The sequence below is a fragment of the Microvirga arsenatis genome, assembly GCF_009910705.1.
Lineage (GTDB): Bacteria > Pseudomonadota > Alphaproteobacteria > Rhizobiales > Beijerinckiaceae > Microvirga > Microvirga arsenatis.
In genome coordinates this window covers 413,687-430,743 of record NZ_JAAAXJ010000001.1, presented here as the reverse complement: position 1 = coordinate 430,743, position 17,057 = coordinate 413,687, and the positions used below count along the sequence as shown (strand labels likewise).

10 protein-coding genes are annotated in these 17,057 nt (G+C 54.9%); 2 read left to right on the top strand and 8 right to left on the bottom strand.

From position 1 onward, the window contains the following. Positions 1-317 precede the first annotated feature (317 nt). The 6 genes from GR303_RS01980 to GR303_RS01955 form a co-directional block, all read right to left on the bottom strand. Positions 318-2,897 (bottom strand): sugar-transfer associated ATP-grasp domain-containing protein, encoded by a 2,580-nt coding sequence (locus tag GR303_RS01980; RefSeq protein WP_161721726.1) that lies wholly within the window; start codon positions 2,895-2,897, stop codon positions 318-320. Between the two features lie 413 nt (positions 2,898-3,310). Then, positions 3,311-4,231, bottom strand: a complete 921-nt coding sequence (locus tag GR303_RS01975) for a phosphatidylglycerol lysyltransferase domain-containing protein (protein ID WP_161721725.1) — start codon at positions 4,229-4,231, stop codon at positions 3,311-3,313. A gap of 479 nt (positions 4,232-4,710) precedes the next feature. After that, complete coding sequence (locus GR303_RS01970; protein ID WP_161721724.1) at positions 4,711-5,352, bottom strand: hypothetical protein; 642 nt, start codon at positions 5,350-5,352, stop codon at positions 4,711-4,713. Between the two features lie 303 nt (positions 5,353-5,655). Beyond that, positions 5,656-7,086: a M10 family metallopeptidase gene (locus tag GR303_RS01965; protein ID WP_210254019.1), complete on the bottom strand. Its 1,431-nt coding sequence runs from the start codon at positions 7,084-7,086 to the stop codon at positions 5,656-5,658. A 1,133-nt stretch (positions 7,087-8,219) separates the two neighbouring features. Next, positions 8,220-9,587 (bottom strand): HlyD family type I secretion periplasmic adaptor subunit, encoded by a 1,368-nt coding sequence (locus GR303_RS01960; protein WP_161721722.1) that lies wholly within the window; start codon positions 9,585-9,587, stop codon positions 8,220-8,222. Beyond that, positions 9,584-11,296 carry a type I secretion system permease/ATPase gene (locus GR303_RS01955; RefSeq protein WP_161721721.1) on the bottom strand — a complete coding sequence of 571 codons (1,713 nt, stop codon included), beginning with the start codon at positions 11,294-11,296 and terminating at the stop codon, positions 9,584-9,586. Before GR303_RS01955 ends, GR303_RS01960 begins: the two co-directional genes overlap by 4 nt. 1,065 nt (positions 11,297-12,361) lie before the next feature. Here GR303_RS01955 and GR303_RS01950 point away from each other — a divergent pair. Both GR303_RS01950 and GR303_RS01945 read left to right on the top strand, forming a co-directional pair. After that, complete coding sequence (locus GR303_RS01950) at positions 12,362-14,122, top strand: transposase (RefSeq protein ID WP_161721720.1); 1,761 nt, start codon at positions 12,362-12,364, stop codon at positions 14,120-14,122. 125 nt (positions 14,123-14,247) lie between these two features. Beyond that, the gene (locus GR303_RS01945) at positions 14,248-15,180 is read left to right on the top strand and encodes an alpha/beta fold hydrolase (RefSeq protein WP_210254018.1); all 933 of its coding nucleotides are present in this window, start codon (positions 14,248-14,250) and stop codon (positions 15,178-15,180) included. Positions 15,181-15,381: 201 nt separating this feature from the next. Here the strand turns inward: GR303_RS01945 and GR303_RS01940 are convergent, their stop codons facing one another. Then, entirely contained in the window at positions 15,382-15,507 is a 126-nt protein-coding gene (locus GR303_RS01940; protein WP_161721718.1) for an Ig-like domain-containing protein, read from the bottom strand. A gap of 10 nt (positions 15,508-15,517) precedes the next feature. After that, on the bottom strand, positions 15,518-17,041 hold the full coding sequence (locus GR303_RS01935; RefSeq protein WP_161721717.1) for a carboxypeptidase M32: 1,524 nt from the start codon (positions 17,039-17,041) through the stop codon (positions 15,518-15,520). Positions 17,042-17,057 lie beyond the last annotated feature (16 nt).

The following is a 17,057-nucleotide window of genomic DNA, read 5'->3' as shown; positions in this document are numbered from 1 at the left end:
GATCCTGCTGCGCGCTCAGGCGCGGAGGAGCGACCGTTCCTGGCGCTGCTTTCGCAACGTCTGATGCTGCCGCACCCGGGGCAGCGCATGATACGAATTGCGTAAGACATCACCGCGTCTCCGGATTTTCACAATGCTTTCGTCCGTGAACGCTCTCAATGAATAAATAGCCACGACGGCGGAAACTGCACCGAGGCTGCTCTTGTCGAGCCGTGCCTCGATGCCGATGTGATGACCCGCTCCCGCATTCAACGTTCGGATCCCTTCGATCTCACCCGCGCTGGAACAGCTGCAGTTTCGCTCAGGATTATCCATTGTCATCGCATCAGGTTTTGCTCAGCGACGATGTTATCCTGCCGTCCCGCCGGCGGATGCTCGATTTCACCCGCGCGGCGGCGACTGACCCAGTGCCGCAAGGTCGATCGGCCAACTCCAAGATCCGCAGCAATCTCGTGATATTTGCGGCCGCTCGTCAGGGCGAGCCGAACCGCCTCATCCTGGAAATCCTTCGAATAGCGTCTCTGGAAGCTTAACCTCGTATCTTTTATGGCCCTAGTCGACAAGGCTTCTCTTCTGGTGCTCAGGGAAGCTTCCCTGTCTCCTTTGAGGAGGTCCGTTGGATTGTCGGGGTTCATGCAAAGGCAGTCCACGAGTTCCTGAAGGCTCTCAGCAGCCTCGATCTTCTGGACGATCTGAACGATTCTCTCAGCCGTGGCCTGTCCGAGAACAGGAGACCCATTGGACCGGAACTTCAGCGTGACTTCTTCCGGCGTTAGGAGGTTCGTTGAATCCCCCTTCAGATAAACACTCATGACTTCGAAGCGAGTACCTAGCCCTCGCTCCGTCAAACCTGATGAGACAGCAGGGTCGTACCGTAGTGTCGGCCCCTCCTGACCAGCCCCGGCAGCGATGGCCGCCTCAATTCCAATGCGGGCGCATAGACCTCTTGAATAGGGAGCTATATGGGCAGGCACCCTGCTACCGACCTGAGATTGTGAGGCATAGCCCGCCAGCCTCATCGCGGTCGATATTTGAGCCATCGACTGTCCCCGCAGACGCGCGGCAATGGCGGCAGCGGCGCAGTAGGAGCTTTTCGTTCCAACAGATTGGCCCCGTATCTTACCGGCTACATCGTACCCTATGACGAGAGCCGTCAAGAGATCCTTACCGGTAGCCTTACGACGCTCGCACTCGGCGAGAGCTGTCGGGATGACAATGCGTCCCGGATGCGCAGATGCTCCTGCTGCAATAGCAATTCCGTCTTCGTCAATTAAATCCTGGATCTGCATGTAAGCAGCATTTGCAAATGCTGCGATTTGGCTTGACCGGCGCAAGTCCGTTCTGAAAATAGCCGCCTCCTGCCCACCTGCAGTTTCTCGTGCGATATTCGTAATCGGAACTGCAACCGGATAACTCGAGCCCAGGACAATCATGCCCAAGCTGTCGAGCAGCAAAACCTTCGCGCGCTCCGTGACCTCCGCTGGAATATCCTCGTAACGGATGTCGTGGATGTAAGCCGCGATTTCTCGATCATCGGTCTGTAGCGATGAGGTCTTTGCCGGCAGACTTGGTGCGGAGCGTGTCGGTTTCACGATACGGGCAGGTGCTTGCCTGCCCTCATCTGCCTGCGTGAGTGGCAGGAGGCTTAGGATCTCAACCCCGGTTACCTTCGCCTTGCGTGGACCACTCATGCAAGCGAAGACTGCGAACTCGATCAGCCATAAGGGGCCAGTGAGCATGACCTCGACATCTCCGTTGTCGAGATTGAATGCTTGTCCACGGAGACCCTTCTCCCTCGCAAGCCTGGAGGCCCACCTTCTGTAGCCGACTCCTTGAACCCTGCCTTTAACGCGAAAAACTACGGTTGCGAGGCTTTTCCGCTTTATATGTGATTGGCCGGCACGATAACCAGGTTTTAAAAACTTGTAGTCGCGGAGAAGGAGCTTCGAAACCCTCTGTTTGACACTTCGATCTGTCAGCGAATGCAATGTCGTCGTCCAGCTTGCATTGCCTTCAATGATACATGGCCCTGAATCGGTCATGGCGACATCCCATCCGACGGTCATGGGGCCGCCAAGAGCCTCATGAGCCGACTTGCAGATCGCGAAGACGTCGTCAAGGCGATTGAGTTTATATCCGGGAAGTACAACGTTACTGGTGGGATGCTTCTCGAAACTTTTACTGCCAAGATTCTTGCCCTCGTCTATGAGACCAGCATGGATCAGGCGATGGCTGTCCAAATCGATGCCGCAGTAGATTCCGCCAAGTGAGACATTGTCGACGACGGAACTCCCAGTGCCCATCCGCAGAGTGGCGGCCACGATTTGGACCTCGCCTGACCGCGTGAGGTAGGTGAGGCAGCGGATCGTGTTGAGCGATGAGGGTGAGAACACAGAGTAGTCTTCGGACTGAAGCACCACGTCCTGCACCAAGATGCTCTTATGGCTTTTGAGGAGCTTAAGCAGGTTGGTCTCGCCTATTGCTCCCGTGCTGCCGTCCGCCTTTCGGATTATTCCGTTGTCGAGCAGAAAGGCGCCCTTGCCACCCCTCCCCGAACGAGCCTTGACAAACCATCGCCCAGTACTCAGCAGAGGAACCAGATCTCTGGTGGGAATTCGTTGCCCTTGAGGGCTGAAAGCAATGTTCTTAACGACAATCCACCGCGTGACAGGCGCGCTTATGCCAATGCCTGCCAAAAAAGCTGAAAGCAAGAACTTGTCCTGAAGAATGCGACGTCTCGACCTCGGACCGATATTGTAGAATTTATTATGCTCACGAAGAAAGGTTAGAAGTAGCGATCCTTTTTTCCGGCCAGTTTGTTCGCATGACGGGAACCAAGCGCGGACGAAGCTTTCTGCACCTGTCTCTTCATTCAGAGGATTATCAGGTCGCTTCATTTACTCACCTGATTCTGGCAGCCATCGTTCAAATCATATAGATGCAAGTTGCTCACACCAGATTGACCCATAGTTATTCCGAGTTAACGGCCTTATCTCCGCTGACTAATCTGGGTAATCAATCTCTATCTGGCTGATCGTGCTCCCATCTGATTCAACCCACAAGTCGTCAAACACAATGACGCATTCAGGCCATGAACATTCAATGCACTTGATCCTAAGCTCCGGCGACATTGGTGCTTGCAGCACAATTGCCGATGCAACCTATTTCGGTAGGAGCTTGCATTCAATATTACTGGTTGCCCTGTCTCATAACCTCCAACAGAGTTTTCACTCTGCGGGAAGAGACAACTTTCAGAAACTTTGCGCGATGCATAGCGGGATCTGCTGATTGTTTGATGTAAGTTTGGGTATCAGTGGGTTTTAGCCGAGTACATCCCGTGCATTTTTGCCGGCCTGAAGGTGCGCTTCATCTGAGCTAGCCCAGATCGACCACTATCAGAAAAATCATTGAAATAGACAAGTTGCGGATGTGCTTTCATCAAATGATAGCGTTGCAGATACGCAAGCCCTGGAAAGTCGTGATCCGAAATGGTGATGAAGATGCTGCCATAGGATTGATTGATCGCCCCGCCAAACGAGAAAGCACGAATTGTTCCGCCAACTTCGACGACCTGGCCAATGAGGACGTCTTCCGTAAAGACTTCCGACCGTGCCAAGCACTCAGGGGTAAACTTATTGTAGAGTCCGACTTTTACCCCGCAGTTCAGCAAATTCTCATACCATTTCCTGCGCAAGCTCAAACAGATCTGTTGATCTTCTTTTCGGAACTTCCTTACATTGACATCTCGGTCGTTTGCGTAGCGTCTGATCTTTCTGCGGAGGGCTTCAAAGGAACTACCTTTCAACGCCAATACCGCCGCACAGTCATATACATACTCATCGTATTGATGCTTAATTTGGAGACCCTCCCGCAACAGTACTAACGCGTCATTCTCCTGAACGCGCACAATCCGGCTCGCCTGACTATGATTGAAGTCCCGCACACGTTCCAGGGCGCGCCGCAATGGAGCCGAGGCAAAGGGAAATGGGGGTAGAAAGAGGCTCAGCCTAAGTCCCCCTTCCCTCTTCTGAAGTACGTAGACCAGGATCGACCCATCCATCTGCTCAAACAATAAAGCACGACTATCCGCGCACATTCCAGAAAAGTACAAATACGGGAAATAATATAGCCAAGACTGCGCTTGATGTTGAGCGGAGGCCTCCGCAAAACTCTTATAGTCACTGACCTCTATCCTCCTGAGGCCCGATAGATCACTTGGAATGGTCAGCATACCCTGCGTCCCCTCGTTCCTGGCGGCAGATCATATGCTAAGGCTGCTTCCACTAGCGCGTAACCAGCCCAGTTCTCTTTGACTAGCCCCACCCCTTGGCGTTGTTGTGAGATCAACCGATAAAGAGTGCTCCATAAGATATTGGAGATCATTGCAACAACTGAACGCGCCATCAAATATACTTGAATCGTCGTTTCACTGTTAGATAGCATGCGGTCTACTCCCTTGGTGGTGCCTGGAAGCTTCCCAACATCGCTTGGTTGCGCATCAAAAGGCCAGCAAACCGAACCAGTCCGAATTGCGACTGCTTTTGCTGAACAAGAGAGCGTTATCTCAGCTGCCGGTTGATCGTTACGACTGAACCGGACTGCTTCGCTCAGAGACTTTGCGGCAACGCAACGCCCTAGTATCTATCGAGGGGCAGGTTCGAGCGCATTACGATTATGCCTTCGACGCCGAAGGACCTTGAAGCGCAACGGCTATTCTGAATCTGCCGATATCTTGACCGCAAGAGGCAGTCTGGGAGAAGCCGGATCCGAAGCAGGCTCATCAGACTTTTCCAGATCGCTCCTGATTGCACTGACTGACGCAGTAGAGGGAAAGGGAGAGATCACACTCTTTGAGCGCGGAACGGAGGCTTGCTTGTCATTTAAGGATCTCTGCATTCGCAAGTAAGCTTTTCGCATCCGCTCGAATGAAGATCTGGCCTCTCGAAAAGCGACTCGAGCATCCTCCGACTCTTGATCTAAGATGCTGAAGCGCTCGTGAGCATTATTGAGAAAATCACTTATCTGCCCGTCAATGTGGCTTATGCGTACATGAATCTCGGAGAGCGCTGCTGCGTAGCGTTGTTGTTGGAAAGCGAGAAAAGCCAAGAGAACGGTCGCGCAAAGGGTCACAAGGATCAACGGCAGTGCAGCCGTCGTACCATACAGAGCACCAAGGAGAATGCCTGAGATGCTAAGGACGACGGTTGACAATAGGATAATGATGTCTCGGGTCAGCGCCGCAACGAGAGATGGGGCAGAAACTAATACTAACGCCATCCAGAGAGGCATGGCCATCATAAACTCCAAGGCGCCTTTGAGAGCGCCTTGCGTCCACAGCAACAATTCAGACATGGGATCACCTCTGTGTCGCCAAGCGTCTATCCTGCCTATATGGAGATCAGTTTGTTAGCCTGAGACTACGATTGCCATTGCACCCGTGGTGTAATCCGAATGGGCTATGCCATGCGCAGTGTCATGCTCTGCCACATCGCCCACCTGCAGCCATTCTCAGACTTGCTCTAAATGTTTCAAAAATGAAATGCGGCCTCGGTCAGCAGACCAAGGCCGCACCTTCCCGGATGAGCCGGGTTAAGTCACGATGAGAACAAATGCCTGAAGCGTCCCGTTCTCATTGGCGAAAAAAGTTCGCTTGGATCACAAAATAAAGTCGGCCGCTGTGAAGTCGTGCAGGCCCTTGATCTCGATCCGGAACTCGTAGTAGCTGTCGTGGTCGTTGCTGCCGTAGATCTGGGTCTGGTTGTTGGCCAGATCGTGCCGGTAACGAATCTGCTCGCCCGCATCCGTAAAGGCCGACGAGCCAACCTTTCCGAGGAAAGTGAAGGCTTGATCGCCGGCCTCCGTGACATCGGCGTCGATCGTGCTCAGATCGAACCGGTCGCCCTTCACGTAGGTGGTGATGAGCGATGCGTTATTGGCCTCGGACGCGCTGTTGAAGTCGTAGACCTTGTCGGTCGGTGCGGGCGTGGGTGCGGGCGTGGGCGTTGGTGTGGGCGTTGGTGCCGACGCACCGCTCAATCCCACGAACTGATCCGCCGTGACTGCGGTGGCGAAATACGCCCGCTCATCGGCCTGGTCGCCCGTAACCACCCAGCGGGTGCCGTCCTGGACGATCGTCAGCTGACCCGCAGACAAAGCCCAGGCCGTGACGTCGATCCTGTCGCCGGCCGTCGCATCCCGGATGGTGTCAGGGGTGCTTTCCTTGCGCAATACGAAGGTGTCGCTGCCCGCTCCGCCGGTGAGCGTGTCGGCTCCTGCGCCACCCTCAAGCCGGTTAGCGGCCTGATTGCCGACGATGGTGTCGTTCCCAGAACCGCCCTTGACGTTCTCGATCAGAGAGCGGGCATCGCCCTTATAGAGCAGCGCGTTGGCCAAGTTGCCCTTTGCGCCCGCAACAAGCTGCGTGCCAAAGGTCGAGAACGCGCCAGGGTTGAGGTCGATCTTGAGAGCGGTGGTGTAGTTGGACAGGTCGTAGGTGTCAGTGCCGCCGCCGTCCCAAATCGTGCGCAGCACCTCGTTCTTGACCGGAACGCCCTGGCTCATGCCGTCAATGAAGAATTCGCCTGTGGTATTTGAGAAGCGGTAGACCGTATTGCCGCCGTTGGTGGTGAAATCGGCGCCGTACATGTGCTGCAGGGCGGCTATGTCGAGCTGCATGTAAGACTGGACGTCACCGCCGGAGACACGCTCATAGCTCATCACCGAGTAGTTGCGGTTGTCGTAGTCGCGCGGCATCGGATCGAAGGCGGTCATGTCCTGGTGGGGATGCTTGAGGCCAAGTTGGTGCCCGAGCTCGTGCATGAAGGTGGCATAGGCACGGTTGCCCAGCTTCGGGCTGTCATACATGGCATTGCCCGACAGGTTGAACCAGGCATCGCCGCCGTTCTCGCCGGGATTGGTGCCCGGACGGTAGCCCCAGGCGGAGGTGGTCTCCGCATCCTTGACGGTGGTGGTCTCGCCCCAGCGCAGCACGCCCGCGCCGCCGGAGACCTCGCTGAAGGAGAGGTTGGTGAAGCCCTCTATCTCGGCGAGCATTTTGCGCACGGCCGCCTGTTGCACGGCGTTCATGGCTTGGAAGCCGTTAGCGGGTTCGTTGGCAGCGCTGTAGCTGCTGCCGAACTGTGAGCGGGAAGTTGGGAAGCTGAATGTAAGGCTCTGGGCATCCCACTTGTAGGTGTGAAAGAGCCCGTCGACGTTTGCATCACCGGTGCTAGTGATGCGAGCATAGGAAACTGCCATTGTGTTGCCCCAAATCTCACCCTGACCCTTCATACGAGCCTTTAAGGTGATCTTTAATAGTTATTTATTAACAATAAGTATTAATATAATAGTCTACAGATTTTTTACCTCAATGATCTCACTGATGCTGTTTATCCTTTCCATATTACATTAATTTTCTAATATTCTTGAGAAGAAACTATATTAGATGCATATCACAGTATGGCCGCCGCTAAAAGCACGATCAACTTGCGGCACCTTTGATGCCAAAGCCAAAGCCTCAACATCTGAGTTACGCTATTCCAAGCTCATTGAGGCAAAATCATGACGGATGATGCCGCTCTAAGGAGCGGGTAAAGCTACAGCTCGGTGTTCGCTGAATGAGTTGGGTCCGAAGACGGGTTTAGCGCGCCTGAGAAAATCATCCGAGATCATTTCGATACGCACTCCTTAGGCACTCTGACGATCGGCCTGCACGTGAAGCGGCGCAGCAAACCAGATGTAGCTGACACATGATGCGCATCGGATCGCAGACTGCTTCGGCTCGGTGTCTGCCCGCAGGAGCAGACAGCATTTCTCCTAGCTCACGCACAGGAGACGTTCTGTGGTCATGAGGTGAGAACAAGACCAGCTCGACAAAGGCAACCGCGGATGCGATGAGCAGTTTCCTTGTAGGAGAACAGGCTATCCGACCTGCCGCACGAGTTAAAGCCGACATCAGAAGATCAGGCGCGAGAATGCTTTGCTCGCACGTGCCGGATGCGATAGTCGAACATGGGCTTCGATCCATTCTTGTGGCGGATAGAACAAGCGATCGCGAACCGTGCGCTTCACGTGATCATTACCTTGAATGCATCGCACCTGGGTAATCCAGTAGTGGAAAGATACACCCACGCCGTGAATCTACTTGCCCTGAACAGGGTACAATCTGTCTCCTGCCGTATAGAGAGCTCGAAAGCCATCAGAGATGAATCTCATACCCTCTAACCTTCTCTGAAGGCATGTCGCAGGGTTTGAGTGATAGGTGCAGAAATGTACTGCCAGAATGTTCGCGCGCCCGTGCGGATCATGACGTCGGCGCTCATGCCCGGATGAATGACAATCTTTTGATCATCTCCAGAGTTGCCCTCGAACTCAACGCGGGCCAGGTAATATGGCTGGCCGGTCTTCGAATCGACCAGCCGATCCGCAGATACATTCTGCAGCAGACCGTCGATCGGCGCTTGGTGCCGGCGGTTAATTGCCCAAAGCCAAATCGTTGCAGGAAGTCCAGCTTTGACTTGATCGATATCGTCTGGGTCTATGGATGCCCAGACCACCAACTTATCATTGCTGGGCACGATATCAAGCAATGCTTGTCCCGCAGTGATGACACCGCCAATTGTGTGAACCTTCAGGCCGACGACTACACCATCGATCGGGGAGCGGATCTCGGTGCGTTGCAAGATGTCCTTAACGGCTGCAAGCTTCTGAGCGGCCTCATATGCCTGCGATCTCACACGCTCAAGATTCTCGACCACCTCTTTGGAGACGGAGGCATCCAGTTCGGCGATCTTGAGCTGAGCTTCGCCCATGCGCTGCCGTGCGACTCCGATCGAGGCCATATAGCTGCCGATTTGACCCTCGATTTCAGCTTTGTTGCGCCAGAGGGCCAGTACACGCGGCTTGTTCGTCAATCCTTGTGCCAGAAGCTTACTTGCGTCACGAAGCTCCTCGTCTATAAGTTCGAGTTGCTTCTTTGACGATGAAAGTTGTCCTTCTAAGCCGGTTATCTCGATTTCAAGGGCTTCGATCGTTTGAGCGATGATGGTCCGGCGCTGGCTGATCAGCTTGCGTCTGCTCTCGAAAATACTTTGCTGTCCAGCTACCGCATCCTGAATGACGTCGTTATCTATCCTTGAGGAAAGCTCTTTGGGGACTCGTATTACTGCCGCATTGTCGCGTTCTGCGACCAGACGAGCCTCAGTTGCACGCGCCAGATAGTATGTTGCCTCAACCTGGTTCAACGTAGCGGCCGTAATCTGCTGCTGCAGCCTGATGAGGACATCCCCACTCTTAACCTGCTGCCCTTCACGCACCAAGATCTCTCCAACAATTCCTCCTTCGAGATGTTGAATGGTTTTGACACTTGTATCAACGGCGACGACACCGGATGCCCTGACGGCGCTCTCCAAAGGAGCAAGGATGGCCCAGGTCGAGAAGATTCCGAAAAACGCTGAAATAACTCCGAGCCCTAATAGAATAAGCTTCACGCTAAACGGCGGGGAGGACCATACCGCTCCTTTGGCGCCACTCAGAGGGAGAAGAATCGGGCGTCGGTACTCTTCTCGAACCGGCGCATCCACACTCATTTGACCCTCCTCAATTCAGATACCTTTGGACTGCCTTTAGAGGGAGCAACCGAGAGTTCGGCTGTCCGACCGCCGAGTATCAGGAACTTGTCCGCCATCGCGTTCCACCGCGACGACTTCGTCGCTTGCGTCACGATAATGGAAGACCCTGCAGCTTTTAACTCCGACACCGCTGCCTCCATAGCGTTTCGTGATCGCCTGTCCAGGTTTGCCGCGGGCTCGTCCAGAACGAGCAGACGTGGCCTCCTATAGATTGCTCGAGCCAGTGCGATTCGTTTCTGCTCGCTTCCGGAGAGGGTGATCGTCTCTTCGCCAATGAGGGTGTCATACCCTTGCGGAAGACCCACCAGAACCTCGTGAATAGAGGCCAGTTTTGCCGCACGAACGATATTATCGAAATCCGCGTCGCCCATGCACGCAATATTCTCGCGGACAGTCCCTCGGAAAAGCTCGGTGTGCTGTGGCAAGTAACCGATCATTCGCATTTGCACATCGGGTGGAAGTCGCCTGACTTCGACGTCGCCAAGTCGAACTTGCCCGTAGCGAGGCTCAAGGAGACCTACGGCTAAACGTGACAGCGTCGTCTTTCCACTTCCGGCGCCGCCGGTAATAACCAGCAGTTCGCCTGGATTGAGCGTCAAACTCAGCCTCCTCAGCACGTAGCTTGTCTGGCCTGGATAGCGAAAGCTCAACTGATCGATCACGAGCGCGGAACTGGAGGTCGCACTATGAATTGATACGCTGTTGTCGTGGTCGATCTCTAGTTGAGCCTTGAGGCTTCGGTATGCGGCCATACCGTCCTTTAAGCTCCTCCAGCTCCCCACCGCTCTTTCGACATATCTATATCCATAGCCGCCTAGGATTCTTGCCGCGAAGACGGCTCCGAGCGTGAGAGATCCTTGGAGAAACAGCCATACGCCGACGCCGATCAAGCCGATGCGCAGGCATTCGCCAAGACCCCTCATGGTCAACCGGTAGAAGGTGTAGCGAGCCTCTGCCCGTTCACGCTCATGCAAGTGAGCTGCTGTTGTCTGACGCCACCGGGTGGATATGTTGGAAGCCATGCTGAATGCACTGATTGTTTCGTACTTCCGCTCCGCGTTCAGCACGATATCACCAGCCTCTGCCGCAGCTTTTCGGGAAGCGCGCCGCGGCTCGCGTGTGGCGGATTCCTGTAATAGGCCTAAAGCGATCACAAGGAACATCGCGGCGAGCGTAATGCTACCAAGCAACGGGCTGATCAGATAGACTCCCCAAACAAAAAGAGGCGCCCAGATGACATCGATCCAACGCACAGCGGATCTCGCAATGAAACTGCGCAGTCTGTATAACTCGTCGAGCAACTCCTGCACCGACCGTGGCTGACTGACCGATTTTTCGCTCAGACCGCGATAGACGAAGAATTGACCAAATTGCTCCTCAATCCACTTGCCCCAGAGTCCCAACATACGTTTTCGGACTACATCCAAGGCTACGCCCGTAATGATCGCTAGAAGAGCCATCATCGTGAGAAGAACGAGCGTCTCGACGCTCCTGCTGGCCGGAACTCGATCGAATACGTGGATGATGTATAATGGAGTAACAAACCTTAAAAGGTTCAGAAATATACTAAAAACAATTATTGAGATAATACCCCAGGAAGATGCGCGCCATGCCAGATGCACAACGTCGTTCTTCTCAACGGAAAGTCTCTTTCTGGATCTGGACATGCGAGCCCTGCATTTCCGTATAAAGCGACGGATGCCCCATTCATGATGACATTAGGTAGGCCGAAAGGCCTGTCTCGGATCCTCCTCCTGAACACATGAGCAGCCAAGCTCTGACAAGCGGCTTAATGCCGGATTGCTCCAATTGGACAGAAAGGACTTAATCTGACGATGATCCTCATCCAGTTGCATGGCGCTGCTAGCGCAAGAAGATATACTACGTTTCACGTTAAGTTCTCAATCCTGAACGCCCGGTGCAGACGAGAATTTTAGCTGGATACTACGTTGTGATTAAGCCAATAGATCCTTATCGAGATGAGTACTTTGAAATGAGTGCTGCTGTATCCGCAATGCCCAGCCACTAAGGCATGCCTCATGACACACAGGCGATTGTTCTTGCATCTGGCGACATTGTTTTGGCTAAGATTTGTGGAGTTCTGTAAGCAGCGACGCATTGAATTGGATGATCGCCAGTAGACACATCTGTTTCTGGCTCAAGGGATGGCTGCCCTCAACAAGGTGGCAGCTGATCTCACCCTCGGGAGCCGCCAGTTCAGAGAACATGCACGGAGAAGGCAACAACGCTGCGTGAGGTATCCGTCGTTCGAGAGGATCGAGATCATCTCCGAATGGAGCAGCCCCGTCTCCCCATGCGCAAGACCTTAAAGCGGAATGGTTACCGACGGCAGGCCTCATATCGGCGGTTCGATCTCCACCGGAGCAGATCGGATGACGAACCATCAAAGCCGCTGTTCCAGCCTCGGACGAAGACTGCCTCAGGAGCGCAGGCGGGAAGATAGCCGGATCCATCACGCACTATTATTAGATACTACAAAGGCTACTGGTTTTAGACGCATTTCGTAGCAGTCGATCACCGCCTCGAGATGCTGGCATGTGCGCTCTTGCTCATGTCATACCGAGTTCGGCTTACAGAAGCATATCTACAAAGGTAATACTTTAGTGATTTAGCTTACACGTTGACAGACAAGTGCATGAAAGTCAGGCTGACCTGAGGAATGTCGAATGCGGCAAGTGCCACACGATGAGGGGCAGTTCTGGAGGCTAGAAATGGCCGTGCAACGACTGTCAGTGGATCGTGTTGCTTCTGCGAAGCGGGCATACACAACCCGTCGAGTTAATCCTGAAGCGATGTCGACTCTGATTACCGATCCCACGCATGCACCCACATCCGGTGACTTGGTTTTGGCCCGCATCGATGAACTCGGCAAACAAAGACGAATTGAATTGACGACCGGGCGTCGCGCCCACTTGTTCCCTGGCGACGAAGTCATCGTATGCTACGGAAATCGGTATGCTCCTGACCAGTTCGAAGCCGAAATTGGTGAAGACTTGAGCAGTTGCGACCTGGTCGCAGCAGGCGGAATCGCGTCCTGCGAATTAAGCCGCAACGAAAGGATGATTCCATCGACGCGCATTTCTCCTATCGGTCTTATAGGCGACACCAAAGGCAAGCGCCTGAACCTAAAAGACTTTGCAGTCCAAGCATCTGGCCCTGTAGCACCTATGAAAGTCGTTCTCTCCCTGGGTACATCGATGAATGCGGGAAAGACGTTCACATCGACCTCGCTGGTCCGAGGCCTTAAGGCATCGGGCATTCGGGTTGCCGCAATCAAGGCTACTGGAACAGGAGCTGGAAACGACCTTTGGATTGTGCGCGATGCGGGAGCGGACGTTGTACTTGACTTTACCGATGGCGGTCTGGCGAGCACTTACCTTATTCCGTTGGAGGAGATTATTGGCTCAACGAACCGTCTTATCCGCAGCGCTGCACAGCAAGGCTGCGAAGTAGCCGTCGTTGAAGTCGCTGATGGGTTACAACACCTGGAAACTTCCGAAGTGGTGCAAGCACAAGATTTATGGTCTGACTGTGTTGGCGTTGTATTTGCCGCATATGACTCGATGGGAGCGAAGTGCGGAGTCGATATGTTGAGGGCTGCTGGTCATCGCGTATTTGCCATCAGCGGCCGCCTGACTCAATCCCCTCTGATGGTACGGGAGGCTGAACGGTCAACTGGAGTCCGCGTGTACACGCCTTGGGAGATCCAGGATGGCGCGCTTACGCCTCTCATAATGAACTCAGCCGTAGTTGATAAAGATCTCGAAGCCAGAGGCACTCGGACGCATCTTGCAAAAAGAGGAGACGACCTGCCTTCGGATGCATACAGAATACGGGTCATGGTAGATGAGCCTACCTTTAGGCCACTTGTTGCAAAGCCTGCTCATGAGGGTGATGTATGTGAACTGCTAAAGACCCTCGCTGAGAAGGTAATGACGCTAGAAATCACAAATATCTGCGGCGCTAAGGTAAGGGAGCGCTGCCCAAGTCGTACCAATCATCGAAGCGGATATAGACGTCGGTACTGGGACACAGGAATGGGCCGGATTGAGCTTAATGTACCAAGGATACGCAAGGGTACCTATCATCCCGAGTTCCTGCACAGCATTACTATACCTCGTGGAGATCTAGCACTGTTGGTTGGACAGGCAGTGGCATTGGACGCTACGCCTTTTGATCTCGCGAGACTGCTCGATCGCATCGGAGTAACGCAGCTTCCGCCGGATTCCGTTCTCGCGTTGAGTATGGAAGTGAAGCAGAAGGCACAACAAGTCGGTCTCCTTAGGCTGCGAAGGAAGCCTACTCTCCTGGTCAATCAGGAAGATCCGCACTCACTTCCCTACAGACGCACTATAAAGGACGAGTATGGTATGATCGGCGGCTATGGTGGGGACACCGATGAGATGGATCCGTTCGTCAGGGTCGAGACAATGCCAATAAACCGTAATCGAGGAACATCAGGACTCGGTTAGTTGAGTCAATGCATTCGAAGCCAAATTCCACGCCAGGGTCCCAACCGTAAATGTACATAAACTGATCCGGACGAGTCTATTCGCGTCAGAATCATACATGTGACAAACAACGACAATGGATTCAGGTGCTTGCACACATTAAGCTTTCGAAAATAGTCAGCGATGCACAGTGCCGTATAATATTTATCTATACGGTTTTAGTTCTTGGAATTTTCAGCCTTCCCGGGTTGTCGTCCGGATATAGTCGCGATCATGACGGCGACAGGGTTGTTGCGCACCTTCGTAGGACTCCGATCACAGTCTACACCTATCGTCCGAAGGGCTGCGAAGTCTCCGCACTGTTATTTGTATTTCATGGCATCGACCGGGATCCTCTCTCCTATCGCAACTCTGCTCGTGAGTTCGCAGACCAGAGTTGCATGATCGTCTTTGCTCCGCATTTGGATGAAGAGCGTTTCCCGGCTTGGAAGTATCAACGAGGAGGTGTCATTCGAGGGCAACACGTTCAACCTCGCGACCAATGGACCGTTGCACTCGTCCCGGACCTTATCCGGTGGGCAAGGTTCCGAGAAGGAAAACCAAAAATCCCATACTACTTGTTCGGCCACTCGGCTGGTGCGCAATTCTTGTCGCGCGTGGCAGCATTCTACCCACCCCTAGACGCCCTGAAGATCGTGATTGCAAATCCCTCAACCTATGTTCTTCCATCGACCAGTGAGGCGGCGCCTTATGGTTTGGGCGGAGTTTTCAGCCCGGCAGAGGAAGAAGAGCGCTTGAAGGCCTACCTCGAACTTCCGATCACGATCTATCTGGGCAAGAATGATACCGGTGATAAAAACCTGTTGAAGTCCCCCACGGCAGTGAGACAAGGTGCAACCCGGCTGGAACGAGGCTACTTCACATTCAATCTAGCAAAATCAACTGCACTGGCCAAAGGTTGGGACCTTCGCTGGCGTCTAGTTGTTGCGAAAGGAGCCGGCCACAGTGCGAAGGAGATGCTCGGCGCCGATACTGTGGCAGAGGCATTTTCCCTCGAGGATAGCGATATGGCGCGTTAGACTGGTTAGGCTTTTCTTCAATGCATGTGCCTCTATGGAAAGCCGTTCCGGGTTGAACGGCTCCGCGAGTGCTTAGGTTACATTGGATTGCGATGAAGTCGGCGGCTGAGGCCTGGACCATGTTTTCGATTACTGCAAACTTTACCGCAGCCGTCGAGGCTGTAACACCCGCATGGTAGACGTGCCGGTATCGGAGTCGCGTTAGGCACTCTTGGTGGTATAGGTGAAGCTGTCGGCGCCGGAAAAACCTGGCTTCGGCGTGTGGCTGAAGAAGCCGTCTGTCTTGAGCACCGCGCTCTTGTATGCAGGGTCAACGCAGCTTCTCAAATGCCCTCCATCAGGAAACGTATTTGCCCCTGAGGTAGGCGAGGTAGGGCGCCGGATCGAGGCGGCGTCCCGTCTCGCGCTCCAGCAGTTCGTCCCGCATGAAGCGGCGGCCGTGCTGCCAGATCCGGGTGTGAAGCTCCTCAGCGAGCACAGCGTAGTCACCGGCCTCGATCGAGGCGTCGAGGGCCGGGTTCTGCTGCCGCAGCGTCTCCATCACCTGCGCGCCCATGATGTTGCCGATCGTGTATGTCGGGAAGGAGCCGATATACCCCGTCGACCAGTGCACATCCTGCAGGACTCCCTTGGCATCATCGGGAACCGTGAGGTTAAGATCGCGCTTGATCGTGGCGTTCCAGGCGCTGGGAAGGTCAGACACGGAGAGCGACCCGTCCATCAGCGCGCATTCGATTTCGACGCGCAGCATGATGTGGAAGTCGTAGGTCAGCTCATCGGCCTCGACGCGGATCAAGCCGGGCTCCACCCGCGTCACGGCGCGGTAGAACTCCTCTGCGCTGACATCGCTCAGTTGCTGAGGAAAATAGCGCTGAAGCTCGGGGAAGTGTTTTTCCCAGAAGGTCCGGCTGCGCACGATGTGGTTTTCCCACAGCCGCGACTGGGACTCATGGGCCCCGAAACTGGTGCCGCCGACCGCATAGAGCCCCACGAGGTCGGTTGCCAGCGTCGTGCGCGTATAGGCCGGATCGACTCCCTGCTCGTAGAGGCCATGGCCGGTCTCGTGAGCGGTTCCGAAGATGGAGGCAGGAAGGTAGTTCCGGTTGTAGCGGGTGGTGATGCGCACGTCGTTGCGCGTGAAAGACACCTCGAAGGGGTGAACGGTGGTGTCGAGCCGGCCGCGCTGGAGATCGTAGCCCAGCCGTTCCGCCAGGCTCAGGCCGAAGGCGCGCTGCCCCTCTTCCGGGAAATCCCGGAAGAGGAAATCCGAGCGCGGCTGAGGCCGCGAGCGGGCCACGTCGAGGATCGGCAGCAAACCGGCCCGCAAGCGGCCGAACAGCGCCTTGAGGCTGGCTGCGGTCTCGCCCGGCTCGTAGATGGAGACCATGGCATCGTAAGGATGCTCGGTCCAGCCGATGCAATCGGCATAGGCGCGGGAGAGCTCGACGGTCCGCGCAAGGTGGGGAGCGAAGATCGCGAGTTCGCTTTTCGACCGTGCTTCGATCCATGCGGCCTGTGCCACGGTGCGAAGAGCCGCACGCTCCTGGATCAGCGAGCCCGGGACGCTCCGGTGGTGCTCGACGGCATGGCGGGTCTGCTCGACCATGCGCCGCTCGGCCGCGCCCTCCGGCAGTCCCTCGACGGCCCGCTCGGCCTTCTCGAGAGCGCTCTCGGTCTCAGGAGCCAGGAGAAGGTCGCGGGCGATGCGGGTCAGGGTCGCGATCTGATGGCCGCGCGTTTCGGCGCCGCCGGCCGGCATCATCGTGCGGGAGTCCCATGTCAGAAGGGACGTAGCGTTCAGCACGTCGTTGACGGCGGCAATGCGCTCCTGGAGCGCCGCGAGGGAAGCTTGCTGGGTCATTTCTCTCGGTCTCTGG